At 63.6% G+C, this 22,426-nt stretch carries 23 protein-coding genes; 5 read left to right on the forward strand and 18 right to left on the reverse strand.

The window, feature by feature from the left end; genetic code table 11:
• Positions 1-24 precede the first annotated feature (24 nt).
• The 7 genes from purM to AC0J5Z_RS05530 form a co-directional block, all read right to left on the reverse strand.
• Positions 25-1,173 (reverse strand): phosphoribosylformylglycinamidine cyclo-ligase, encoded by a 1,149-nt coding sequence (purM, locus tag AC0J5Z_RS05500; RefSeq protein WP_475037991.1) that lies wholly within the window; start codon positions 1,171-1,173, stop codon positions 25-27.
• Positions 1,170-2,801, reverse strand: coding sequence for an amidophosphoribosyltransferase (gene purF, locus AC0J5Z_RS05505; RefSeq protein WP_475037992.1), 1,632 nt, complete (start codon positions 2,799-2,801; stop codon positions 1,170-1,172). Before purF ends, purM begins: the two co-directional genes overlap by 4 nt.
• 135 nt (positions 2,802-2,936) lie before the next feature.
• The gene (locus AC0J5Z_RS05510; protein WP_475037993.1) at positions 2,937-3,269 is read right to left on the reverse strand and encodes a hypothetical protein; all 333 of its coding nucleotides are present in this window, start codon (positions 3,267-3,269) and stop codon (positions 2,937-2,939) included.
• A 91-nt stretch (positions 3,270-3,360) separates the two neighbouring features.
• A complete protein-coding gene (gene uraH, locus AC0J5Z_RS05515; protein WP_017199951.1) occupies positions 3,361-3,702 on the reverse strand; it encodes a hydroxyisourate hydrolase in 342 nt (113 codons plus the stop codon).
• On the reverse strand, positions 3,699-4,208 hold the full coding sequence (gene uraD / locus AC0J5Z_RS05520; protein WP_475037994.1) for a 2-oxo-4-hydroxy-4-carboxy-5-ureidoimidazoline decarboxylase: 510 nt from the start codon (positions 4,206-4,208) through the stop codon (positions 3,699-3,701). Before uraD ends, uraH begins: the two co-directional genes overlap by 4 nt.
• 155 nt (positions 4,209-4,363) lie before the next feature.
• Positions 4,364-5,194 carry a phosphatase PAP2 family protein gene (locus AC0J5Z_RS05525; RefSeq protein ID WP_475037996.1) on the reverse strand — a complete coding sequence of 277 codons (831 nt, stop codon included), beginning with the start codon at positions 5,192-5,194 and terminating at the stop codon, positions 4,364-4,366.
• A 93-nt stretch (positions 5,195-5,287) separates the two neighbouring features.
• Entirely contained in the window at positions 5,288-5,749 is a 462-nt protein-coding gene (locus AC0J5Z_RS05530) for a winged helix-turn-helix transcriptional regulator (protein WP_475037997.1), read from the reverse strand.
• Between the two features lie 64 nt (positions 5,750-5,813).
• Between AC0J5Z_RS05530 and AC0J5Z_RS05535 the strand changes: the two genes are divergently transcribed.
• Together AC0J5Z_RS05535 and AC0J5Z_RS05540 are read left to right on the forward strand one after the other, a co-directional pair.
• The gene (locus tag AC0J5Z_RS05535; RefSeq protein ID WP_475038002.1) at positions 5,814-7,055 is read left to right on the forward strand and encodes an MFS transporter; all 1,242 of its coding nucleotides are present in this window, start codon (positions 5,814-5,816) and stop codon (positions 7,053-7,055) included.
• Between the two features lie 26 nt (positions 7,056-7,081).
• On the forward strand, positions 7,082-8,176 hold the full coding sequence (locus AC0J5Z_RS05540; RefSeq protein ID WP_475038005.1) for a pyridoxal-phosphate-dependent aminotransferase family protein: 1,095 nt from the start codon (positions 7,082-7,084) through the stop codon (positions 8,174-8,176).
• A 123-nt stretch (positions 8,177-8,299) separates the two neighbouring features.
• Here AC0J5Z_RS05540 and AC0J5Z_RS05545 read toward each other — a convergent pair whose 3' ends face one another.
• On the reverse strand, positions 8,300-8,848 hold the full coding sequence (locus AC0J5Z_RS05545) for a hypothetical protein (protein WP_475038006.1): 549 nt from the start codon (positions 8,846-8,848) through the stop codon (positions 8,300-8,302).
• Between the two features lie 145 nt (positions 8,849-8,993).
• On the opposite strand from AC0J5Z_RS05545, the gene AC0J5Z_RS05550 reads away from it, so the two are divergent.
• A protein-coding gene (locus AC0J5Z_RS05550) for an IS3 family transposase (protein ID WP_475038008.1) occupies positions 8,994-10,213 on the forward strand; the annotation gives its coding sequence in 2 pieces (ribosomal slippage) (positions 8,994-9,261 and positions 9,261-10,213; 1,221 coding nt in all).
• Between the two features lie 116 nt (positions 10,214-10,329).
• On the opposite strand, the gene AC0J5Z_RS05555 is transcribed toward AC0J5Z_RS05550, so the two are convergent.
• From AC0J5Z_RS05555 to bla, 5 genes are all read right to left on the reverse strand, one after another.
• Entirely contained in the window at positions 10,330-10,749 is a 420-nt protein-coding gene (locus AC0J5Z_RS05555; protein WP_475038009.1) for an ATP-binding protein, read from the reverse strand.
• Positions 10,742-11,074, reverse strand: a complete 333-nt coding sequence (locus tag AC0J5Z_RS05560) for an STAS domain-containing protein (protein ID WP_475039571.1) — start codon at positions 11,072-11,074, stop codon at positions 10,742-10,744. Before AC0J5Z_RS05560 ends, AC0J5Z_RS05555 begins: the two co-directional genes overlap by 8 nt.
• A complete protein-coding gene (locus tag AC0J5Z_RS05565; RefSeq protein WP_475038011.1) occupies positions 11,064-13,025 on the reverse strand; it encodes a glycosyltransferase family 2 protein in 1,962 nt (653 codons plus the stop codon). Before AC0J5Z_RS05565 ends, AC0J5Z_RS05560 begins: the two co-directional genes overlap by 11 nt.
• 19 nt (positions 13,026-13,044) lie before the next feature.
• Positions 13,045-14,163, reverse strand: a complete 1,119-nt coding sequence (locus AC0J5Z_RS05570; protein ID WP_475038013.1) for a PP2C family protein-serine/threonine phosphatase — start codon at positions 14,161-14,163, stop codon at positions 13,045-13,047.
• 129 nt (positions 14,164-14,292) lie between these two features.
• Positions 14,293-15,240 carry a class A beta-lactamase gene (bla, locus tag AC0J5Z_RS05575; protein ID WP_475038014.1) on the reverse strand — a complete coding sequence of 316 codons (948 nt, stop codon included), beginning with the start codon at positions 15,238-15,240 and terminating at the stop codon, positions 14,293-14,295.
• An 80-nt stretch (positions 15,241-15,320) separates the two neighbouring features.
• Between bla and AC0J5Z_RS05580 the strand changes: the two genes are divergently transcribed.
• Together AC0J5Z_RS05580 and AC0J5Z_RS05585 are read left to right on the forward strand one after the other, a co-directional pair.
• The gene (locus tag AC0J5Z_RS05580; RefSeq protein WP_475039574.1) at positions 15,321-16,205 is read left to right on the forward strand and encodes a LysR family transcriptional regulator; all 885 of its coding nucleotides are present in this window, start codon (positions 15,321-15,323) and stop codon (positions 16,203-16,205) included.
• Positions 16,202-17,116, forward strand: a complete 915-nt coding sequence (locus AC0J5Z_RS05585) for a serine hydrolase (RefSeq protein ID WP_475038015.1) — start codon at positions 16,202-16,204, stop codon at positions 17,114-17,116. Before AC0J5Z_RS05580 ends, AC0J5Z_RS05585 begins: the two co-directional genes overlap by 4 nt.
• Positions 17,117-17,262: 146 nt before the next feature.
• Here the strand turns inward: AC0J5Z_RS05585 and AC0J5Z_RS05590 are convergent, their stop codons facing one another.
• From AC0J5Z_RS05590 to AC0J5Z_RS05610, 5 genes are all read right to left on the reverse strand, one after another.
• A complete protein-coding gene (locus AC0J5Z_RS05590) occupies positions 17,263-18,072 on the reverse strand; it encodes a class I SAM-dependent methyltransferase (protein ID WP_475038016.1) in 810 nt (269 codons plus the stop codon).
• A 485-nt stretch (positions 18,073-18,557) separates the two neighbouring features.
• Positions 18,558-19,025: a thioredoxin-dependent thiol peroxidase gene (gene bcp / locus AC0J5Z_RS05595; protein ID WP_475038017.1), complete on the reverse strand. Its 468-nt coding sequence runs from the start codon at positions 19,023-19,025 to the stop codon at positions 18,558-18,560.
• An 80-nt stretch (positions 19,026-19,105) separates the two neighbouring features.
• On the reverse strand, positions 19,106-19,894 hold the full coding sequence (locus AC0J5Z_RS05600) for a winged helix-turn-helix domain-containing protein (protein WP_475038018.1): 789 nt from the start codon (positions 19,892-19,894) through the stop codon (positions 19,106-19,108).
• 10 nt (positions 19,895-19,904) lie between these two features.
• A complete protein-coding gene (gene allB, locus AC0J5Z_RS05605) occupies positions 19,905-21,254 on the reverse strand; it encodes an allantoinase AllB (protein ID WP_011776129.1) in 1,350 nt (449 codons plus the stop codon).
• Positions 21,247-22,416: a glycerate kinase gene (locus AC0J5Z_RS05610; protein ID WP_475038019.1), complete on the reverse strand. Its 1,170-nt coding sequence runs from the start codon at positions 22,414-22,416 to the stop codon at positions 21,247-21,249. The genes allB and AC0J5Z_RS05610 overlap by 8 nt, the downstream gene beginning before the upstream one ends.
• Positions 22,417-22,426 lie beyond the last annotated feature (10 nt).

A 22,426-nucleotide genomic window follows, 5' to 3' on the forward strand; every position in this document is an offset into this window, starting at 1 on the left:
TCCTTTTATGAAGCGATAACGCGCTTAGGCGTAGGCGTTCACCAAACGGACAGCGCCGCCGTCGACGCCCTTGGCACCCTGGACGTAGTCGGGGCCGGTCTTGTCGATCGAGTCGCTGTCAGCAGCAACGGTTCCCATGACCCAGGACGGCAGGCCGCGGTCGTTGAGGCGAGCCACTGCGGCGTCGGCTGCTTCGGCGGAAACAATGGCAACCATGCCCACGCCGAGGTTCAGCGTGCGCTCCAGGTCGGCCAGCGGAACGTTGCCGAGCTCGGAGACCAGCTTGAAGATGGCCGGGAGTTCCCAGGTGTTGCGGTCCACCGTGGCCACGAGGCCCTGCGGGAGGACGCGTGCCAGGTTGGCGGCCAGGCCACCACCGGTGACGTGGCTGAAGCCATGAACTGCTGCGCCTGCCGTAACCGGGAAGGTGCGGGCGAGGTCGAGGCAGTCGGCAGCGTAGACGCGGGTGGGTTCCAGAAGCTCTTCACCCAGCGTGCGGCCGAGTTCGGAAACCTGGCGGTCCAGTGCCCAGCCGGCGTGGTTGATGACGCGGCGGACCAGGGAGTAGCCGTTGGAGTGCAGGCCGGAGGACGCCATGCCGATGACAACATCGCCGGCGCGGACGCGATCCGGGCCGAGCAGGGCATCGGCTTCGACGATGCCGGTTGCGGCACCTGCGACGTCGTACTCGTGCTCACCCAGGAGACCCGGGTGCTCAGCGGTTTCGCCGCCGACCAGGGCTGTGCCGGCAACGGAGCAAGCAGCTGCGATACCGCGAACGATGTCGGCGATGCGCTCCGGGACAACCTTGCCGCAAGCGATGTAGTCGGTCATGTAGAGCGGCTCAGCACCCACCACTACGATGTCGTCCACCACCATGCCCACCAAGTCGAAACCAATGGTGTCGTGGATGTCCATGGCCTGAGCGATGGCCACCTTGGTGCCCACACCGTCGGTGGACGTGGCCAGCAGCGGCTTCTTGTAGCTCAGCAGCTGGGAGACGTCGTACAGGCCAGCGAAACCGCCGACGCCGCCAATCACCGAAGAGTTGTGCGTCGCCTTGATAGCGCCCTTCATGAGTTCGACTGCGCGGTCGCCCGCTTCGACGTCGACACCCGCGGAGGCGTAGGTGATGCCGGAGTTGTTCTCAGCGGCGGGGGTTGCGGAGCTCATACAGACTCTTTCTTGTCGGCGTCGGTCAAACGATCAGCGTCGGTAAGCAGGTTTTCGAATTCGGCGTCAGGTCCGGGATCGCAACCCGTGGCGCCTGGCTTCTCGGCAGGGTCCTCTGAGTCGTCCACGGAGGAGGTGTCTTCGGCAGAAGGCAAGCCGCCAAGGTCGGTGCGCTCCAGCAGGTTCTTGCCCAATTTGTCCGCGTGCGGCAGCTCGATGGGGTACTTGCCGGTGAAACAGGCCGTGCAGAGGCGTTCGCGCGGCTGCTGGGTAGCGCCGATCATGCCGTCCTCGGAGATGTAGGCCAGCGAGTCAGCGCCGATTGCCTGGGAGATTTCTTCGATGGTGGCGCCGTTGGCGATGAGCTCTGCGCGGGACGCGAAGTCGATGCCGTAGAAGCAGGGCCACTGGACCGGGGGAGAGGAGATCTTGACGTGCACCGCTGCGGCGCCGGCTTCCCGGAGCATCCGAACGATGGCGCGCTGCGTGTTGCCACGGACGATCGAGTCATCCACCACAACAATGCGCTTGCCACGGATCACGGATTCCAAGGCGTTGAGCTTGAGCCGGATACCGAGCTGGCGCAGTGTCTGCGACGGCTGGATGAACGTACGGCCCACGTAGGCGTTCTTGACGAAGCCGTGTGCGAACGGGATGCCGGACTGTTCAGCGTAGCCAACAGCCGCGGGGGTACCGGACTCGGGGACGGGAATCACGAGGTCTGCCTCATGGGTGTTTTCGCGGGCCAGCTGGCGGCCCATCTCAACACGGGCCTCGTACACGGAGCGGCCGGCAATGGCAGCGTCAGGGCGGGCGAGGTAAACGTACTCGAAGACACAGCCGGCGGGGGTTGCCTCGGCGAAGCGCTGCGAACGGACGCCGTCCTCGTCGATGGCGATGAACTCGCCGGGCTCGATCTCGCGGATGAAGCTCGCACCGACGGTGGCCAGGCCAGCCTGCTCGGAAGCGACAACCCAGCCGCGTTCCAAGCGGCCCAGACACAGCGGGCGAATGCCGTAGGTATCGCGGGCTGCGTAGAGGGTTCCTTCGTCCATGAAGACGAAGCAGAAGCCACCCTTGATCTTGGGCAGCAGCTCCAGCGCGGTCTGCTCCAGGGTCTTGCCCTCTTCGCCCTCAAGGAGAGCGGTCACCAGCGCGGTGTCGGAGGTGTTGCCCTGCTTCATTTCACCGGTCAGCTGGCCATCGTTGCGCTCGAGGATCATTTCCCGGAGCTCAGCGGTATTGGTCAGGTTGCCGTTGTGGGCCAAGGCAACCGTCCCGGTTGCCGTAGCACCCAAGGTTGGCTGCGCGTTGGCCCAGTGGCTTGCACCGGTGGTGGAGTACCGGCAGTGGCCTACGGCCAGGTGCCCGGTAAGGGTGTTCAGGGTTGTCTCATCGAAGACCTGGGACACAAGGCCCATGTCCTTATAGACATTGATGCGCTTGCCGTCACTGGTAGCTATACCAGCCGATTCTTGTCCGCGGTGCTGCAGCGCATACAGCCCGTAATAGGTGAGTTTTGCTACTTCTTCACCGGGAGCCCAAACCCCGAAGACGCCACAAGCGTCCTGGGGGCCTTTTTCGCCGGGGAGAAGATCATGAGAAAGTTTTCCGTCGCCACGTGCCACTGGTCGATTGTCTCATGTTGTGGCCGTGGTACGTTCCCCCGCAGCCTATGTGACCCCTGGAACGGGCGGGTTCCCGCGAAAATGCGGTGTGTCTCACATTGGCTCCCCTCCAAAGAGGCGGGCCGGGCGCCTGACTTAGCGGACGTCGTCGTTCTCTGGACCTTCATCCGGAACCGAATCCGGAACGGGCTCCACGACGGCCCGCTCGGAGCGCTTCACGCTGACGCGGTCGAGGATCAGGGCGAGGATCGAGAATAGAATGACGCCGCCGCCCGCGCAGACGATCAGGAAGAATCCGAACACCGTCCCGGCGTCGAAGGCGGGGTCTGCCTGGCGGCCGTAGGCAATGATTGCGGCCACGATCGCACCAACCACGGCCCCCAAAATCATGAAGGGAACGAACTTGGGTGCCCGGCGAACTGTGATCTCGCGACGGGCGGAATTGGGGGTGGTGTCCTCTGAAGCCATGCGTTAAAGCCTACCGTTCCGCGCCGATGTGACAGTTAATGCCAATGTTCTTGGCGAACATTGGCATTAACTGGCAACTCGGCGGCGTGGGTTAGCTGCCGCGGTACGTCGAGAACGCGAACGGGCTCAGCAGAAGGGGCACGTGGTAGTGCTCGCCAGCGTCGGAAACTGTGAAGTTTAGGTCGACTTCCGGGAAGAACGTCTCCGTGCCGAGGCCCTCGTAGTAGGCGCCGGTGGCAAAGTTCAAGCGGTAGGCGCCGCCGGGGATCCGCTCCGGACCGAGCGTCTTGATGCGGCCGTCGGCGTCGGTTTCGCCCTTCGCCACCAAGGTCCAGTCGTCGCCTTCGCGGACGTAAAGTACGACGGCGACACCCGCCGCCGGGCGGCCGGAACCGGTGTCCAGGATGTGTGTGGTTACTTGTGAAACGCTCATGCGTTGACTCCTTCGCTGATCAGTCCGGAGATGCGCAACAGTGCGATCTCGCGTAGCTGGCCGGCCACGATAGTGTCTTCTTCTTCGGGGGTGTGGGTGAGGCGTTCCTGGAGGGCGCCGAGCATTTCCTGCGCGCTGCGGCCAGCCGCACGGATCAGGAAGACCCGGCCGAACTTCTCCTCGTAGTCCCGGTTACCCTCGGCGAGGGCGGCGGTGGTTTCGTTGTCGCCCGGGTCCACGCCGGCCTGCTCCGAGCGCGACATCGCGGCCTCGGTGGTCTGCGCCTTGGGGCGTTCGCCAATGCGGGGGTGGTGGGCCATGGCTGACTCCACCTCGGCCGCGGTGAAGGGCTCGGCGGCGCGCTGGGCTTGCCCCAGCAGTTCGTCGACGCTGGCGTAGGGCCGCGCGTCCACGATTGCCTCGACCCAGCGGCTGATATCCAGGCAGGGGGTCAGGGTCCTGATGGCCTCGTCCCGGTCAACACTGTTGAATACTGCAAGCTCCATGCTTGTGTCATCCTCATGCAAAATGCTGGCATCCATGGTGTGGGCTATGCGGAACTCCTGCTGGTGCAGGAGGAAGCCCGTGCTTCAAGCTTCCGCATCATGGAACTGTTATTTCAGCATACGTAATTCAGTTAAGCCGAGTGGGCGGGCTGGTGTCAAGAGACTACCGCTCCCTGACGTCTTGTTCGCACCGTGAGGTACAGCCGGTGGGCTGTGATAACCAACGCCAGCCAAGCGATTCCGATGGCCCAGGCGGCCAGGACATCCGTCAGCCAGTGGTGACCCAGGTAGACCCGGCTCAGGCCCATGGTGAAAGCGAACGCTGCCGCCACGAGCACTGTGATGACCCTCGCCTTGGTGGTCTTGAGCCTGAGGATGATCAGGTAGGCCACGATGCCGGCGATCACGATCGAGTTGAGCGAGTGGCCGCTGGGGAATGATGCCGAGTGTTCGTAGGGCGGAATCGCGTCTGCTATGTCCGGGCGGGTGCGGCCGAAGATCGGCTTGCCGAGGAGGGTGATGATCAGGGATCCCAGTCCGGCTGCGAGCATCAGGATGACGGGAGTCCATGACCGTCTTTTCGTGGCGAGCCCGATCATGATGCCGACGGCGATGAGGGGCATTCCCACCGTGCCGCCAATATTCGTGTAAGCGGTGGCGGCCATGTCCAAAGCGGGGGAGCGCACCGACTTGGCTGCTGCCAATACCGGATCGTCCAATCCGGCCACGCCGTCAGCTTCGGTCACGGACTCGTAGACCTCACCGAATACCAAGGCCAAGGACAGGGCTACGGCAAGTCCCGCAACAAGGGTGATGATCAGTGCTGCATAAGGGCCGAGCAGGGAGGTAACTCTTTCGGCGCCTCCGGCCAGTGCTCGGCCGGCGGGGGATTTCCAGCGCGTCAGGTCCTGCCCGGCGACGAACCGGTCCTGGCTTACCTCGCCGCTGACGCCTTGCTCGGGCGCCTCTTTTCCTTCAGTCGTCACTCTCGTCCCCTATCCGTGGCGGCCTCAGTATTGGTGAGTAACCTTAGCAGTTTGGCCTAGATGGTTCCGGGTGGTTCCGGGTGGTTCGACGGGTCACGCTTCCGGGTGGCTCACCTTTTTGAGGAGCGTGTCCTCGGGCCGGAGCTCGCTGCCGTCGTCGCCGAGGGGGCGCAGACGCGGGACGGGTTTGCCCGTCCCGGGCTCCATCAGGGTGGAGTGCGCTTCGCCGGCGCCGAAGGCGTTTCGTTCGCCCCATTGCCGAAGGCTGAGGATCAGTGTGAAGAGGTCCCTCCCGGCGTTGGTTAGCTCGTACTCGCTCCGCGTGCCGCGGTCATTGGGAATCCGGGTCAGGACGCCCCTGTCTACCAGGAGGCGCAGGCGGTCCGAAAGGATGTTCTTCGCCACGCCAAGGGATCTCTCGAATTCCGAGAAGCGGCGCTTGCCGTCCAATGAGTCCCGAATGATCAGCAGGGTCCATTTGTCGCCCACCAGATCGACTGCCCGGGCTACAGGGCATTCGGGATCCGTCCATTCGGCATCACTTGGTTGCAACATGAAACCATTCTGGCATATCTTCAAATGGTTGCATATTGAAACCAAGTTGACGGAGGCCGGCACCATGAGCAGTGACCAACTGACGAAATCCCGGCAAGGACTTAGCCGTAGCCTCGTGCTGTTGCTCGCTGTGGTGGCCGGGTTTATGGTGGCGAACATTTACTACGGACAGCCCCTCCTTGAACGCATGGGCTCAGACCTGGGAATCCCGGTGGCGGGCATCGGCTGGGTGGTGGCCTCTTCCCAAGCCGGATATCTCCTGGGGCTGGTTGTCCTGGTGCCGCTGGGGGACATTGCGGACCGGCGCACACTCATCGCTGTTCAGGTGGCGGCTACCGCCATCGGCGCGAGTGGAGTGGCACTTGCTTCGTCGCAAGCTACGTTATTGGTTGCTTTCGCGGTCCTGGGACTGGCCTCCTCCGTGGTGCAAACCATCGTCGCGTATGCCGCCGCGTCCAGTACCCCGGACCAAAGGGGCGGAAGCATCGGAACTGTTACTGCCGGCGTCGTGAGTGGCCTCATCCTTGCGCGGACAGTGGCAGGCGGTATGACCGACCTGTGGGGCTGGAGGTCGGTGTATGTTTTGGCCGCAGCAGCTGCTGTGGTCCTGTCGCTGTCACTTCTCGGCGCCATGCCCCGGGAGCAGGCCGCGAGGGGCGACGTGCGCTACTGGAAGGCTGTTTCGTCAATCGTCGTCCTGACAAGGCGTAATCCCGTGTTCCGTACCCGGGCCCTCATCACTATGCTGCTGTTCGCGTCCTTCGGAGTGCTGTGGAGCGGCATGTCATTGCTGCTCAGCGGTCCCGCCTGGAATCTTCCGCCTGGTGTGATCGGGCTCTTCGGGCTGGCTGGGCTCGTAGGCATTCTGGCAGCGTCCAGGGCAGGCGCGGCGGCGGACCGGGGGTGGGGGCAACGCGCCACCGGGGTGAGCCTCGCGGCGCTCCTGGGTTCGTGGGTGGCGTTGTCCTTCGGGAGCTGGTCGCTGCTCTGGTTCATTGCCGGCATCATTGTGCTCGACGCCGCAGTGCAGGCTGTCCACGTCAGCAGCCAGGCAATGATCGTGGCCGGTGCAGAAGCGTCCGCCAGCAGCATCATCGGCAGCTACATGGTGTTCTACTCCGTGGGCAGTGCGCTGGGCGCGGCCGCTGTGGCACCGGTGTTCGATGCCTGGGGCTGGACCGGTGCCAGCATTCTCGGGGCGGTATTTGCACTGCTGGCGCTTGCCGTTTGGGGCGTGGATCGGTTCCTGCGGCAGGGATCCGGGGTGCATTTGGTTCGCTCCCTCCACCCCGCTGGGGCAGAATGACCTCAACCAGCTGAAGGAGTTCGCACATGCCAGACATTCTGACGTCCAGGTTCCTGTTCGGTCCCGGCCCGAGCAATTGCTACCCCGAAGCCATGGCCGCTCTGGCCTATCCCGTGCTCGGCCACCTCGATCCTGTGTTCATCGAACGCCTCGACCACACCTGTGAGGGACTCCGCACCGTTTGGGGCACGTCGAATGCGCGCACGCTCCCGTTGAGCGCCACAGGTTCCGGCGGCATGGAAGCGGCTTTCGTGAACACCGTGTCCGACGGCGACGTGGCAGTGATCGCCGTCAACGGACTCTTTGGGGCGCGCATGTGTGAGGTCGCCCGCCGCTGCGGGGCCACTGTGGTGCGTGTGGATCACGAATGGGGCCAGCCCGTGGATGCCGACCGCGTGCTCTCGGCACATCCCAACCCGAAAGTCATCGCCGCCGTCCATGCTGAGACGTCCGTCGGTGTGCTCTCCAACATCGCTGCCCTCGGCGCCGGCAAGGGCGACGCGCTGCTGATCACCGACGCCGTCACGTCCATCGGTGGACTGGAGTTGTTGGCAGACGACTGGGGCATTGACGTCGGATACGCCGGGACGCAGAAGTGCCTGGGCGTTCCTCCGGGCCTCTCGCCGTTCACGGTGTCCGACCGCGCGTTCGAGCGCCGCGTCAAGGACCCACGCTCCTGGTACCTGGATATCGGACTGCTCGGCGGGTACGTGGGTGCTGCCAGCGGCGCCCGGACATATCACCACACCGCACCAGTCACTATGATCGCCGGCCTCGAAGCTGCCCTCGACCGCATTCTTGCCGAAGGACTCGACGTCGTGCAGGCCCGGCACCGCGCTGCCGGCGCGGCTTTGCAGGACGGGCTGGAGGACATGGGGCTGGAACTGTTCGCCGCAGAAGGCGCCCGGTTGCCCAGCCTCACCACCGTGAAAGTGCCCGACGGCGTCGACTCGGCTGCCGTCCGCGCTTACCTTCTGGAGAACTTCAGTATGGAAATCGGCTCGGGCGTAGGGGAATTCTCTGACACGGTGTGGCGCATCGGCATGATGGGCCCGAACGCGAACAGTGCCTCAGTGACCTTGGTGCTGGGTGCCCTGAAAGAAGCGATCGCGAACGCGTGACGCTCGCTCACATCCCTCGGGCTTGCGGGTGACGCTCGCTCACATCCCTCGGGCTTGCGGGTGACGCTCGCTCACATCCCTCGGGCTTGAGGGCGACGCTCGCTCGCATCCCTCGGGCTTGAGTCAGCTCGCGGGGATCTCCTTAGGGTCGCAGGTATCCGACTGCACTGGGACAGTGAGTTCGAGGTAGGCCGGGAACTTTGATCGGATGCTCACCGTGGCACCCACAGCATCTGTGCTGCGCGTTACAACCCACCCGCCGGGAACGGGATCGGTGCCGTCGACGGCAGGGAACCCGTGCTTTGCCAAGACCGGATCGGCCGTAGTGAAAACGTCCTCAAAGTTCCTGGATGGCTTCACGATGTCCGCGCTGCTTTTCATGCTCTGCGGGGAAAGCATGCATCTGCCGTCTCCGGTGACGCTCATGCTTGCCGGTCCGTCCATGGACCAAGTGATATCCGGCATCTTCGTTTCCAAAGCGGCAACGAGTTCCTTGATCAGAGCCTCGTACTTGGCGATGCTTTCAGCCACAGGAGCAGGTTCGGACGTAATGGGAGGTGCCTTGCTGGGTTCCCGTTTGGTTTCGCCGGGGGCGCTGCATCCGGCAACCCCAACAGGTCCCATGACGAAGGCAACGCCTAGCGCGAGAGCACGTGCTGCTGTTCGAAGCATGCGGCAATTCATTTCGTCCCCGGTTTCGTTTTAGCGCTCGACGACGGATCTCACCGGTTGCTGTCACGCGGAGTTGTCGCGCGGCGAGGGACAGAACTGCGGCCGTATGGTTTTCTGAGACAGCTTGATGGGAGATTGGTTTCGGATGACCACGCCCAGAAGAAAATACGATGCCGCGTTCCGTGAGGAAGCTGTGCGGCTGGTTTTGTCCACTGATCGTTCGGTGAAGCAAGTCGCTGAGGAGATCGGGGTGAAGGAAAGCACGCTGGGGAACTGGCTCGCGCGGGCCCGTGCGCGTTCGTCGGACGGGCCTGTCCCGGTCCCGGTTCAAGATCGTGGGCCGGTCGCGTGGGAGGAACACCGGAAGGCTTTGGCTGAGAACGAGAGGTTGAAGGCCGAGGTCGAGTTCCTGGGAAAAGTCAGCGCCTTCTTTGCCGCGAAGCAAAAGTAGAGGACTTCTACGAGTTCATCGAAGCAGAGAAGGCCAACCATTCGGTGGTGTGGCTATGCCGGGCGTTGAAGATTTCCCGGGCCTCGTATTACCGCTGGCGCAGGCCGGCGGTGAGGTCACCGCGGGCGGTCCGGCATGAAGAGCTGGTCACCGCTGTGACCAGCTTGTACACGGTTGAGGAAGGGCGTGCCGGGCGGGACCAGCTGACCTTGATGCTCAATGAGAAGGGCGTGAAGGTTTCGGTCCCGACCGTTGGGGCGATCATGCGGGCGAACGGGTTGCGGGCGGTGCGCACCCAAGCCTGGAAAACGACCACAGTCCAGGACCCGCAAGCCAAGACCGGCCACATCGAAAATCACATGCTCGACGCAGAGGGCAAACGGGACTTCACCTCATCAGTGCCCGGGACCAGGCTGGTCGGTGACATCACCTACCTGCGCACCGGTGAGGGCTGGCTCTACCTGGCCACCGTCATTGACCTGTTTTCCGGCATGGTCATCGGCTGGGCCATGGCCGCCCACATGCGCGCGAGCCTGTGCACGGCCGCACTGCAGATGGCCCGGAACCACGGCCGCTTCGACGGAACTACAGTTATTTTCCACTCCGACCGGGGCACCCACTACACCTCCGACGAATTCCAGAACTGGTGCGGCACGAACGGGGTAACCCAATCCATGGGCAAAGTCGGGGTGTGCTGGGACAACGCGGTCGCCGAGAACTTCTTCTCACACCTGAAAACCGAGTTCTACCACCACCAACGCTTCACCTCCCGGATCGCTGCCCGGACCGGAGTGATGGCATACATCGAAGGCTGGTACAACCGCCGCCGACCCAACAAACGAGCCGGCGGTGTCCCGCCCGCCCAAGCCCACGCCACCAACCAAACCCGCGCCCAGGAACCACTGGCCGCCTAACCAACAACAACGAAGCCTGTCTCAAAAACTTGACGAGCGCGAACAACCCGTCGCGCCTGAAGGGCTTGGGATGTGAGAGAGGGTTTGGTTGGAAGGGCTTGGGATGTGAGAGAGGGTTAGGTGTCGCGGGTCAGGATCCACGTGTTGGTGCCGTCCTGGCGCTCGAAAGTCACCGTTGTCACCAAAGCCTCGATGAGCGCCAACCCCCGGCCGGACTCCGCATCCTCATCCGGCATGTTGGCCTGCATATCGTTTGCAAACGGCTCGCGGGCGTTGAACGCACTGACCCGCGCCACCAGGCGGGTGGGCCGGACGCTGATGTCGACGTCGATCTCCACTGGCTTTTCCGCCACCGGAAGCGCGTGCTGCACGATGTTCGCTGCAGCCTCGATAACGGCCGTAGCGAAGGTCATCCGATCCATGTCCGGCACGAAGGAGGCATCGTCCCACAGGGCGTCCAGCTCATTGTGTATGGCTTCGATAGCTTCTTCGTTGGACGGTCCATGGAAGCCCCGGCGGGCGATCACGTCAGTCATCGCCGAACGCAGCTTCGGCCGTGGGGTAAGCCGTGAGCACCCGGTCCATGTTGGTCAGTTCCAAGACCATTTTGACCTGCGGCTGAACGCCGGCAATGCGGAGGTCGCCGCCTGCCTGCCGTGCCGCCTTCAGGCAGCCGATGAGGGCACCCAGTCCGGAGGAATCCATGAAGTCTGTCTCTGCCAGGTTCACCACCACGCGGCTGGAGCCACCGGCCACAACCTCTGCCACTACTTCGCGCAGCTTGGGCGCGGCCACCATGTTCAGCCGGCCCACGCTCCTCACCTCCGCGTAGGAGTCGTTGACCTCGTAGCTAAACTGCATCTGCATTCCTCTCCTCGGAAACTTCAGGGACGAAGCCCTTGTACAAAACTGCCTTGACCAGCACGCTCAGGACCACCAGGTCGAACGCAACCCACGCTACGTTCACCAGTGTGCCCAGGGGCTCGGACATTCCGGCAAGAAGCCGAATGAGGCCAACGACCAGCGCCACGGCCAGCAAAACGGCCACAATGATCTGCGGTCGGATCAGGCTCCAGCTGGGGCCGCCACTCTGCCGGGCCTTGGGGGTGACTGCAAAACCGAGGGGACGTCCGAACCAAACATTGCGTGCCGCCGTCGTGCAGGCCTTGATCCACGTGGGGAACAGCGCAAGGCTGTACTGCTGACCTCGCCACGTGGGGATCCCGTGCCCGGCGACCACGAACAGTAATTGGTTGACCACCATGAACGGGATGAAGCGTATGAAGAAGTCGAAACTGAGGCTGCTCACGGGGAGGATGCCGAGCGTCAGGTAGATGATTGGCGCGGCGAAGTACACCACGGCCGCGAAGCCGCTCAGGTAGCTCCACATGGTGGAGAAGTACATGAGCCGTTGGCCCCACGAAAGGCGGCGTTGGAGCAGCGGGTTCTCGCGTAGGAGGACTTGCATGGTGCCCTGGGCCCAGCGGAGGCGTTGGGTCAGCATGGTCTTGAGGTCTTCGGGCGCCAGTCCGTTGGCGAGGATTTCGTGGTGGTACACGCTCTTCCAGCCCAGCGAGTGGATCCGCATTGCCGTCGCCATGTCTTCGGTGACCGAGATGGTGGCCAGCGGCATGATCGGCTGGGCTTCGTCCGTGCGTTCCACGGAGATGGCATCCAGGACCGCGTGAACCGACTCGAGCGCGCCCAACGGGGACCAGTCGCGTCCGGACATGCGGTCGACGGCGTCACTCGCCACTGTTGTGACGCCACCCTCGCCGACGTGGGCGAGTTCCATGGCGGCGATCTCTTCGAGGTCGGACTGGAGTGCCGAGAAATCGGCGGCCACGAGGGTGCGCACGGCGTCGTCCACGTTTTGGCGCACACGGTAAGTGATCTCGCTCAGGGACGCTCCGGCTTCGAGCTCCTGCTGGGCGGCAGCGGTGGCGGCTTCCACCTCGGTGAGCATTTGCTCCACCAATGGGTTCTCGGCTTCGGCTGAGTGCCTGGCTTTCTTGATGGCGGTACGCGAGGCGGCGAGGGCGCGCCGGACACTTTTCTCGGTGGCTTTGACGTAGCCCACCAGGCCCAGCTGCATGAGGGCTTCCCGGCGCAGGATGGCGTTGGAGCCGCAGAAGAACGCCGCGTTCCAGCCGTCCTTGCCCTGCTGAATGGGCCCGTAAAACAGGGGCGCCTGGCTGCCCAGGGGATCGTCCTCAGGGACATTGATGAAGTACTGCGGGGTCTGGACCAGCGCCACGCGGTTATCGTTGAAGTAGCCCAGCGTCTTGTCCAGGATGTCAGGCTCGGGGATCTGGTCGGCGTCGAGAATCAACAGGTACTCGCCCGAGGTGACCATGAGCGCGTTGTTCAGGTTGCCCGCCTTGGCATGCCGCGGCATGTCCGGTGTCCAGTCCGCACCACGCGTGACGTAGCCGATCCCGTTCGACTCGGCGAGTTCGCGCATCTCGGGGCGATCGCCGTCGTCGAGGATCCAGGTGCTGTGCGGCCAGCGGATGTCCTTGGCCGCGAGGGCAGTGGTCATCACCAGATCCAAGGGTTCGTTGTAGGTGGTGATGAAGACGTCCACCGTGGCGGTGTCCGGGGCCGGGGGCGGTGGCTTGCGAATCTTGAGGTTCCACACGGTCAGTCCGAACAGCATCACGTCAATGAGGCTGTACGTTTCGGCAATCACCAATGGAACGGCGATCCACCATGCTTCCCAATTCAGCGACGCCAGCCAGCGCCATGCGACGTAGTTCACGCCCAAAATGACCGTCAGCACGACGATCAGCCGAGTCCAGAAACGCGTCACAAATCCCCCCTCTTGCGGTTTACAGTCCTGCGTCTGGTTTTCGGCGTACGACGACGGCGGTCACATCGTCTTCAGCGGTCGCCGCCGGTGCCAACTCGAGCAAGGCGGCACACACATCGTCCGAGGTAGCCCCGCTGCGCACCACCTTCTCCACGTTCCACTGGAAGTCTTCCAAGGAATTGTGGGCATCCAGCACGCCGTCGCTGACGATCACCAGGGAATCGCCGGGTTCCAGGAGAAGCTCGGCAGCGGGCCACTGCTGCTCGTCCAGGATGCCGACGGGCGGGCCCGCCGAAACGAGTCTCTGTGCCGCCCCCTCGGCGGGAACGTGCAGCGCAAGGCCATGGCCGGCGTCGATATAGCTGAGCTTGCCGGACGCGCTGTCCAGCCGCCCGTGGAACATGGTGACAAAGGAACCCGACTGGTCCAGGTCGGAGGTAATGGTAGCGCTGGCTGAACCGAACGCAGCATCGATGGCCGGAGTGTCCGCTACTGAACGCATCACCGCGCGGACTGTTGCTGCGATGAGTGCGGCACCCATGCCCTTGCCCATTGCGTCCGCGAACGTAAAGTGCATGCCGTCACGGGTCTGGTACCAGTCGTAGAAGTCCCCACCCACGCTGCGGGACGGGCGGAAGGCGCCAGCGACGTCGTAACCGTCCAGGCGGACCGTCTCCCGGGGGAGGAGGCTTTGCTGCACCACTGCTGCCCGGGCGAGTTCGTCGCTCTGGCGCGTGTCCTCGGCGGGTGCGGCAGGTGTGCGGGCACGGCGGAACAAGGCGCGGATGCGTGCTTGGAGTTCCTTGGGGCTGAAGGGCTTGTTGATGTAATCATCCGCGCCGATGTCTAAGCCGTTGAGCCTGTCGATCTCGTCGGCACGGGCCGTCAGCATCAGGATGTAGGCGTCCGAGAATTCACGGAGGCGGCGGCAGACTTCCATGCCATCGATGTCCGGGAGGTTTACGTCCAGCGTCACGAGTTCTGCGTTGGTGTTGCGGACAGCCTCGACGCCGGAGAGACCGTCAGGTGCCTCGGTCACCACGAAGTCGAGCTGCTCGAGGACAAGAACGAGGAGTCCGCGAATGTCGGCGTCATCTTCGACGACTACAGCGTGGCGCACGGTTGTTGGGGAGACCATGGCTCCATTAACTACTGAGGCCGGGGGTTTTGTCACGTTTAGTCAAGACATATGTAACGCCCGCTCACAACAGTGAGCGGGCGTTACAGAAAATGTGCAGTTATAAGCGGGAGCTTTCGGCGCACGTCGTTATAGGAGTTCCTCGAAAACGAGTTGGCCCACGCGCGCAACGACGGCGTCGTTGTAAGCTGCGTCCGAATTATTCGTCCTGGTCATGACGGCGAGCGTGAGCGGTGGACGGGCGCCATGCCATACGACGCCGGCATCATTGACGACTCCGTAGTCGCCGGCACCGGTTTTGTCAGCGAGTTCAGCTCCCGGTGGCACAACCGCCCCGAACCGCTTGCTTGTAGTGGTGTTGCGGAGCATCCAACCACGAAGGCGGGCCTGTCCCAGTGCGCTCAGCGCGTCGCGGAGCAGGAGGGCCTCGTAGAGTTTATGGATGTCCGTGGGTGTGCTGGTGTCGCGGAGGTCCCCGGGAAGGGCTTCGTTGAGTTCGGGCTCCCAGCGGTCCAGTCGGGTGGAGTGCGCTCCCAGAGTTTGCGCGTATGTGCCTATCTGCCTTGGACCTCCGATGAGCTCGAGCAGGAGATTACCAGCGGTATTGTCGCTGAAACGGAGCGCGGCGTCCGCGAGCTCTTCCACGCTCATGTCGCGGTCCTCGTCGGCAGCGCAAATCTTAGAGTTCTCCACAATCTGGTCGGCCCGGAACACAATACGACGCTTCCAGAAATCATCGTCGTAGGCGTGGTCGCGAAGCAGCAGGGCAACAGCTAGTGTCTTGAAAAGAGAGCACATCGGGAATGTTTCCCTGCCTCGGTATGCGTAAGAGCCTTGGCCCAGGCGGCCAGCGGCAACCCCGATGGTGACGCCATGTACCGATTCGAGGTCCGTGATTGCCCGGTCGAGACGCCGACGGGTGCTCCCCGTTAGGGGTGGGTTCTCCTGTGCAGAAGCCACGCTTGCGGGGGCGGCCAGTGAGGTTGCCAATACTCCGGCTGCGCCGAACACGAGTATCCCGCGACGGCTCGGGGCTACGGGCCGGTCTTGCCGTTGCGATGAGTTATGAGGATTCATGCCGCCCATTCTGGTGGGACATCAGCAATGCACTCAAAGCCACAAATGACCAGTTTGATGCATTGAATGCATAATTGGGTATGGATGTCCTCCGGGGTGTACGCGCCTTCGTAGCGGTTGCGCACCGTCAAAGTTTCTCGGCAGCCGCCCATGATGAGAGGACCACACAGTCCGTAGTGAGCCGACGAGTCGCCGCTCTGGAGTCCAAACTCGGGGGAGCGCTGCTCGAGCGGAGCACACGCCAGGTGAGACTCACGGCCCTCGGCGCGGCACTACTTGGACATGCACAGGCGCTTCTGAGTGCTGAACGTTCGCTCCTCGACGCTGCAGCATCCCATCATCGCGGCACAGTCCGCCTTCTTGTACCAAAAGACCTTGATCCTGCGCTGTGGGCAGCGCTCCGCTTACGAGCGCTCGGGGCAGGAACCGACCTTGAGATCGAGGAAAACGACAGGGAGAGGCGTTCTATGCGGTTCCGCCTAGGGGAAGCCGATGCCGCCATCCTGCCGGTCGAGACCGCACGAGCGGACTGGAGGGTCCCGCTGGGCCTCGCCCAAGCAACCGAACGGTTCAAGCCACCTACGCTTGCGGTTCTGCGCCCCACCCGTGCCCTCGGGCCACGCGCGGCTTCGCGTATCGCCGTTTTGGCAGAAGATGCCTCCGCCCCGGTTCTGTCCGCTGTAAGAGAGGCGGCTGCAGAATCCGGGCTGGCGGCGCATCAGGTTTACGAGTCCACAAGTGTCGTCGGCGCGCTCTCCGGAGCGTTGGCAGGTGAGGACTGGGTCCTTTGCACCCGCGGGCAGGCTGACGCGTGGCGTTTGCAATGGTTTGCGGTGCGCGAATTGGCTGTCGCACGTGCTTACCGGCTTGAGTCCCGCACCCCAGACGGTAGGAAGCTGTTCGATACGGTTCTTCGGCGTGACATCGCTGCGGCGCTTGGTGAGGTCAGTCAGGAGAAACCATGACCGACTCTGCATACGACAGTGCTGCGGGGACGAGCGCTATACGTCGAGCAGCGCACGTTCTCGAGGCGGCAGGACTCTCCGGGTCTCTCCTCGTGCGTCACCTCGGCACCGGAAACGAGATCGCGCTAGACCCTGATCGGCCCTTTCCGCTGGCCTCTGTCGCTAAGCTGCCACTGGCGGCAGCCGCACTCCATGCAGCGCACCACGGTGATCTCGACCTCAGCGCGCCGGTGCGCATCGATGGCGCGAGCCGATCCCAAGGTGGTCCCGGGATCGCCCGATTTACCTACCCGGCCACGATCGCGGTAGGTGACCTCATCCGGCTTGCGATTGAGATCAGCGACAACACGGCAGCAGATGCAATTTTCCGTCTGGTCCCCCCGGGCGCCGTCACGGAATGGCTCCATGCTCTCGGGACGAGCGGCATCATCTTGCGTCATCCAATCGGCGAACTCTACGCCTCGCTCGCGACGCAAACTGTATCCAGCGACGCTGCCACGGTCCACTCTCTCGTCGTCACTGCCGACAAACACGGCCACCCTTCACCATTGCCGCAACTGGACATTGAACGCGCTAACGCCGGCACCGCGCGCGGCCTGGCCGACCTTCTGCAGAAGATCTGGGACGGGAGCATTGACGAGACGGTGGCAGCACCCCTGCGAGACATGCTCGCCGGGAACGTTTTCCGACACCGCTTGGCGCCAGACTTCTCAGCAGATACATCGGCCTGGTATTCGAAAACAGGTTCCTTCGTCCACCTCCGTCACGAAGCGGGCATCGTCGAACACAAAAGCGGGGACACCCTGATCATCGTTGCCCTCACCCGCAGCCGAGTGCCGGCCCTCATCCAGCCTTCGGCCGAACAGGCGATGGGCCACGCTGCGCGCATTCTCCACGATGCACTCGTATAGTAGGGGTCGCCGCGTGGGTGGCGCTTCGCGCCCGCAATCCCGGGTGGCCTCGTCACGAGCACCCAGTGCAGTCGGCGCCGTCCGCATAGCTATCCAAGAGCATTGGCGGTTCCCACCCGCCCGGTAAGGGATCCTTTACCGGGCACTCAACGTGATAGCGGACGAAGCTTGAAAATGATAATTCCGAGGTACTTGTTCATCCACGCCAGCTTGTGAGGATAGCGACGACCTGCGTCCGCGGATAGTTGCGGCTCGACGGCGGCTTCTATCCATAGACCGGCAGCACTGAAAACATTGAGCAAGTCAGAAACCGTGTATGCCCGCTTTGTTAATGCAATCTGTTCATTCCATCCGCTGCGATAAGAGAACGTGGTGCCGGAGAAGTACTCCTCACCCAACGACGTGTCGTTTTCTTCCGCTCGCTCAATGGCGTATCGAATCGGCTGGGTTCTCGTCAACAGGATGTAGCCGTCATCGGTCAGCAACGACTTGGCTTCTATGAGTGTACGGACGGGGTCAGGGGTGTATCCGAAGGACTGGAGGAAGAGGATTCGGTCGAACTTCCGGTCCGATAGTTCGGGAATCGCGCCCAAGTCGGACAAGTCTCCATTGATGAGCTCAAGGCCCTGCGGCCTGTCCATGACGAAGTTCCCACTGATATCGATGCCAATCGAGGCAACGGCTCCGTCCTGAACCAGTTCAATGAGCTTTCCGCCGTTGCCGCAGCCTAGGTCGAGCACTGACTGCCCTGCAACGTCTCCTAGAATCTTCCGCTGAGCGGGCCACTCCACCAGGCGGTCCAGCGAGTCCTCTCGAGCGCGAGCCTTTTCGTAGTCCGGTGCGAGATGGGCCCAAGGCCTACTATTCCCGCGGCCGGTCCCGAGCGGCGGGGCTTGCATGTCTGGGTCATTTAGACTCGTCACGCTTTGAACGATACCCGGTGCCTCGACGAACACGCCCCTTGCATCGCGCAACGAAAACTACTCAACCTGACAATGCTCGTCAGCACTAACTAACCAAGCGGGCGCCCAGCCAGTAGCGCCCGTAAGCCAGTCCCCCACCGGCCGCATCTAACGTTCTTCAGAGACCCCGCCGTTCCAGGGCTACTGGACTCCCGTGAGACCCGCCCGCACGAACCCAGGGTAAGGGTCGGGACATGCCTGAATACGATCCAGTGATTCAACCGCGTAAGTATAGGACCTCTCCCGTCGCCGCGTCCCTTACTTGGGTAATGCGGTCCGTAGCGAAGACATCGATGGGCAAGTCATCCACGAACAGGCTCGGAAGCGGCGGAGCTGTTCGGTGTGCGCCTGACCGCGGTGTACCCCGAGCACCAACGAGGCACCTAAACGCGGCAATTCAGAGTGGGTGCGTCCGGCTCAAGCGGCCGGCCGGTGAGAGAAGGTTTCCCACCAGCCCGCCGCCGGTCGGTGAAAGAGCCTTAGACGCCCAGCTCTTCCTTGAGCGCCTGGACGTGGCCCTGTGCGGAAACCTGGTACTGGGTGAGCTTCACGGTGCCGTCGCCGTCGAGGACAACGGTGGAGCGGACCAGGCCTTCGACGATTTCGCCATCAACCAGCTTCTCGCCCCAAGCGCCGTAGGCGAGGGCCACGGTGTGGTCTTCGTCGGAGAGCAGGGGGAAGGTCAGGGCGAATTCGCCGGTGAACTTCGCGAGGTCCTCCGGGCCGTCCGGGGAGATCCCGATGACGTCATAGCCCTTGCCCTGCAGGCTGGCGAGGTTGTCGCGGAAGTCGCAAGCCTCGGTGGTGCAGCCGGGGGTGGCCGCCTTCGGGTAGAAGTACACAATGACATTGCGTCCGCGGTAATCGGACAGCGAGACCTTGGTGCCGTCGGCGTCGAGAAGCGCGAAATCAGGTGCTTGCGTTCCGACGAGGAGTTTCTGGGTCATGGCGATCCTTTACGTTCAACCGGTGTGCACCGGCGTTTGGTCATACAAAAACGGATTGTCTATTGGACTGAACAGCGAACTTAGATGCTGTATTCCGCAGGTCCGCGCACTGTGGCATAGGGGCCTGGCACGAACTGGTAGCCGCCACCACGGACGGTGGCGACGGTGTGTCGGGCGGAGCCTAGCTTCCGCCGCACCCTTCCAACATAAACGTCGATCGAGCGAAATGCCGCGCCGGGGAGGTCAAATGACTCCAGGAAACGTTGCAATTCTTCACGACTGATGGCCCGTGAGCAGTTGACCACGAGGTAGCGCAGCAGCTTGTATTCCATGCCAGTAAAGGAAACAGGCTCGCCGTCCAGCAGCACTACTTCAGCGGCGAGGTCCACCGCAAGTTGGCTGCGGCGGCTCGCCAACGTTACGGGCTCGACGGCGGTGCTGTCGCCCGCTTCGGTGCGGTCGCCGCCGTCGGAAGCGGCTTTCGAACGAGTCACCGAGCGGGCCTCCGCGAGGGCATCGGCAAGTGACAGCGAACCGTTGGTACCGGCGTCGGCGGCTTCCTGCGGAGTGCCGCCCCAGGAAGTGTCGCCGACGCCGGAGTGCTCTGCCCCGGTGGCGGGCCAGATGCGGACTTCCGCCTCCGGGGCAAGTTTCATGGCGCGGGCCAGCACAAGCCGTGCGGCCCGTTCCCAGACTGCGGGATCGATCTCGTCGCCCTCGGCCGGGTTGACCCAGAGCGCCAGACCGTGTGCCGTCAGGCCAGACCGATCATTCAGGCCACTCCGCCGCCCCGCGGAGGACCCGCGGGCTGTGAGGCCGCGTGCTGCGGGTCCTCGCGACGGCGGTGGCCCGTAGGCATTGACTGCCATGACGGTGGACCTAAACGTTGCCGCGGCGGAGCAGCTTGCCGCCGGGGTTCTGGCCGTCGATCGGGGTGCCGCGCAGGTAGGTCTTGCGGACGACGCCGGCCAGCGGACGGCCGTCGTACGGCGTGATCGGGTTCTTGTGCTTGAGCTTGGTGACGTCCACAACGAAGGCTTCGTCCGGGGCGAAGATGGAGAAGTCGGCGTCGTAGCCCAGGGCGAGCTGGCCCTTGTTGTGCAGGCGGGCCAAGGCGGCGGGCTTCTCGGCCATCCAGGACACGACCTGCTCCAGCGGGATGCCGCGGTGACGGGCCTCGGTCCAGATCAGGGACAGGCCCAGCTGCAGCGAGGAAACGCCGCCCCAGGCCACAGCGAAGTCGCCGTTCTCCAGGTCCTTCAAATCCAGCGTGGAGGGGGAGTGGTCCGAAACGATGCAGTCGATGGTGCCGTCCTGCAGGCCCTTCCAGAGGAGCTCGCGGTTGGAGGCCTCGCGGATGGGCGGGCAGCACTTGTAGGCCGTGGCGCCGTCGGGGATTTCTTCGGCCATGAGCGTCAGGTAGTGCGGGCACGTCTCAACGGTGAGGTTGACGCCGTCGCGCTTTGCCGAAGCAATCATCGGCAGTGCGTCAGAGGAGGAGAGGTGCAGGATGTGGGCGCGGGCGCCGGTCCAGCGGGCGCGTTCGATGACCTCGGCGATTGCCTTGTTCTCGGCGCCGCGGGGGCGGGAGGCCAGGAAGGTTTCGTAGTGGTCGCCGCCGGGGTGCGGGGCGCGGTCGATTGCGTGGGAGTCCTCGGCGTGGACGATCATGAGGGAGTCGAAGGACTTGAGTTCCTTCATGTCCTCTTCCATCTCGTCCGCGTCCAGGTGCGGGAACTCGTCCACGCCGGAATGGAGGAGGAAGCACTTGAAACCGAAGACGCCTTCGTCGTGCAGCGGGCGGAGGTCGCTCTTGTTGCCCGGGATGGCACCGCCCCAGAATCCGACGTCCACGAACGCCTGGTCCTTTGCGACCACGCGCTTCTGCTCCAGGCCGTCCACGGTGGTGGTGGGCGGGATGCTGTTCAGCGGCATGTCGATGATGGTGGTCACGCCACCGGCAGCTGCGGCACGGGTGGCGGAGGCGAAGCCTTCCCACTCGGTGCGGCCGGGCTCGTTGACGTGGACGTGGGTGTCCACCAGGCCGGGGATGAGGGTCTCGTCGTCTGCGAGTTCGATGACCTCGTTGCCCGTCAGGCCGTTGCCCAGGGGTTCGATGGCGACGATGATGCCGTCGCGGATGCCAACTTCGCGGGCTGCGAGGCCGGCGGTGGTCAGGATGCGCTGGCCCCGGATAACGAGGTCATAGGCGCCGATTGCTTCAGACATTGAGGTACTCCTTGTTTTCGGTCCGTTCCGCCAGGTACACGCCTATGTGCATACCTAATTGTTCAAGCAACGGACCTGCTTCAGCGATACATTTTTGGACATCTTTTTCCAGATCGGTCAGTGCGTGGACCGTGTGGAAGCCGGCATCCGTGAGTTGTTCCCGGCTCAGGGTACTCCGACCGCACACTGCGATCACGGGAACCCCGTTCCTTTGTGCCGCCCGCGAGACGCCCATGGGGGTCTTGCCGAGCAGGCTTTGTTCATCCAGGCTGCCTTCTCCGGTGATCACCAGGTCAGCTCCCTTGAGCCTGCGCTCGAGTTCAGTGAATTCAAGCACGACGTCGATGCCCGGCCGCCGCTCTGCCTTCAGTGCCGCGATGGCAATGTAGCCAACGCCGCCTGCTGCTCCAGCACCTTCTGCCTTGGCTGCGTACTTGGCATGCTGCCCGGTTGCTGCTGCGAGGACATCGACGAAGTGGCTCAGCGCCGCGTCCAGTTCGGTGACGTCGTCCGGCGTCGCGCCCTTCTGCGGGCCGAAGATGGCTGGGGCTCCGCTGACCCCCAAAAGGGGATTGTCGACGTCGGACGCCAACACGAACTCCGTGGCCTCAACGCGGACGTCGAAGTTGGAGAAGTCGATGCTGTCTATTTCCGCGAGAGCGGCACCGCCGCCGGGAAGCTCGTTGCCGTTCTCGTCCAGGAAAACGGCGCCGAGGCCCTGCAGGACTCCTGCGCCGGCATCGGTGTTGGCGCTGCCGCCCACACCCAGGATGATCTTGCGGCAGCCGAGGTCCAGCGCGGCGCGGATGAGTTCACCCGTTCCGATGCTGGTGGCTTTGCGAGCCGTTTCAGACGTGGGGCCGGCCGGCAGGAGGGCGAGACCGGAAGCTGCCGCCATTTCGATGACTGCTTCCTGGTCCCGCACCGCGAAGTCAGCCTTCACGGGCTCGCCGAGCGGCCCGGTGACGGTGGTGGTCCGGCGGGTGAAGCCGGAGCCGATGGCGGCGTCGATGGTTCCTTCGCCGCCGTCGGCCACCGGAATGCGTGTTGCCTCAAATCCTCTGGAACCAAACCCCGCCAGCAGGCCTGTTGCCAGGTGCTTGGCGACGTCGGGCGCGGACAGCGAGCCCTTGAATTTGTCCGGGGCGATGACAACACGCATTCCGGTGCCT

The sequence above is a fragment of the Paenarthrobacter sp. TRD_SC_7 genome (genome assembly GCF_056156245.1).

Bases quoted from the DNA above. Each gene is read 5' to 3' on its own strand.
- bcp (WP_475038017.1), bottom strand. From the start codon at position 19,025: ATGACCCAGAAACTCCTCGTCGGAACGCAAGCACCTGATTTCGCGCTT.
- AC0J5Z_RS05555 (WP_475038009.1), bottom strand. From the start codon at position 10,749: ATGACTGACGTGATCGCCCGCCGGGGCTTCCATGGACCGTCCAACGAA.
- AC0J5Z_RS05580 (WP_475039574.1), top strand. From the start codon at position 15,321: ATGGATGTCCTCCGGGGTGTACGCGCCTTCGTAGCGGTTGCGCACCGT.
- AC0J5Z_RS05560 (WP_475039571.1), bottom strand. From the start codon at position 11,074: ATGCAGTTTAGCTACGAGGTCAACGACTCCTACGCGGAGGTGAGGAGC.
- AC0J5Z_RS05570 (WP_475038013.1), bottom strand. From the start codon at position 14,163: ATGGTCTCCCCAACAACCGTGCGCCACGCTGTAGTCGTCGAAGATGAC.
- AC0J5Z_RS05600 (WP_475038018.1), bottom strand. From the start codon at position 19,894: ATGGCAGTCAATGCCTACGGGCCACCGCCGTCGCGAGGACCCGCAGCA.
- AC0J5Z_RS05545 (WP_475038006.1), bottom strand. From the start codon at position 8,848: ATGCTTCGAACAGCAGCACGTGCTCTCGCGCTAGGCGTTGCCTTCGTC.
- AC0J5Z_RS05585 (WP_475038015.1), top strand. From the start codon at position 16,202: ATGACCGACTCTGCATACGACAGTGCTGCGGGGACGAGCGCTATACGT.
- AC0J5Z_RS05610 (WP_475038019.1), bottom strand. From the start codon at position 22,416: ATGCGTGTTGTCATCGCCCCGGACAAATTCAAGGGCTCGCTGTCCGCG.
- AC0J5Z_RS05535 (WP_475038002.1), top strand. From the start codon at position 5,814: ATGAGCAGTGACCAACTGACGAAATCCCGGCAAGGACTTAGCCGTAGC.
- AC0J5Z_RS05510 (WP_475037993.1), bottom strand. From the start codon at position 3,269: ATGGCTTCAGAGGACACCACCCCCAATTCCGCCCGTCGCGAGATCACA.
- purM (WP_475037991.1), bottom strand. From the start codon at position 1,173: ATGAGCTCCGCAACCCCCGCCGCTGAGAACAACTCCGGCATCACCTAC.
- allB (WP_011776129.1), bottom strand. From the start codon at position 21,254: ATGTCTGAAGCAATCGGCGCCTATGACCTCGTTATCCGGGGCCAGCGC.
- AC0J5Z_RS05540 (WP_475038005.1), top strand. From the start codon at position 7,082: ATGCCAGACATTCTGACGTCCAGGTTCCTGTTCGGTCCCGGCCCGAGC.
- bla (WP_475038014.1), bottom strand. From the start codon at position 15,240: ATGAATCCTCATAACTCATCGCAACGGCAAGACCGGCCCGTAGCCCCG.
- uraH (WP_017199951.1), bottom strand. From the start codon at position 3,702: ATGAGCGTTTCACAAGTAACCACACACATCCTGGACACCGGTTCCGGC.
- uraD (WP_475037994.1), bottom strand. From the start codon at position 4,208: ATGGAGCTTGCAGTATTCAACAGTGTTGACCGGGACGAGGCCATCAGG.
- AC0J5Z_RS05530 (WP_475037997.1), bottom strand. From the start codon at position 5,749: ATGTTGCAACCAAGTGATGCCGAATGGACGGATCCCGAATGCCCTGTA.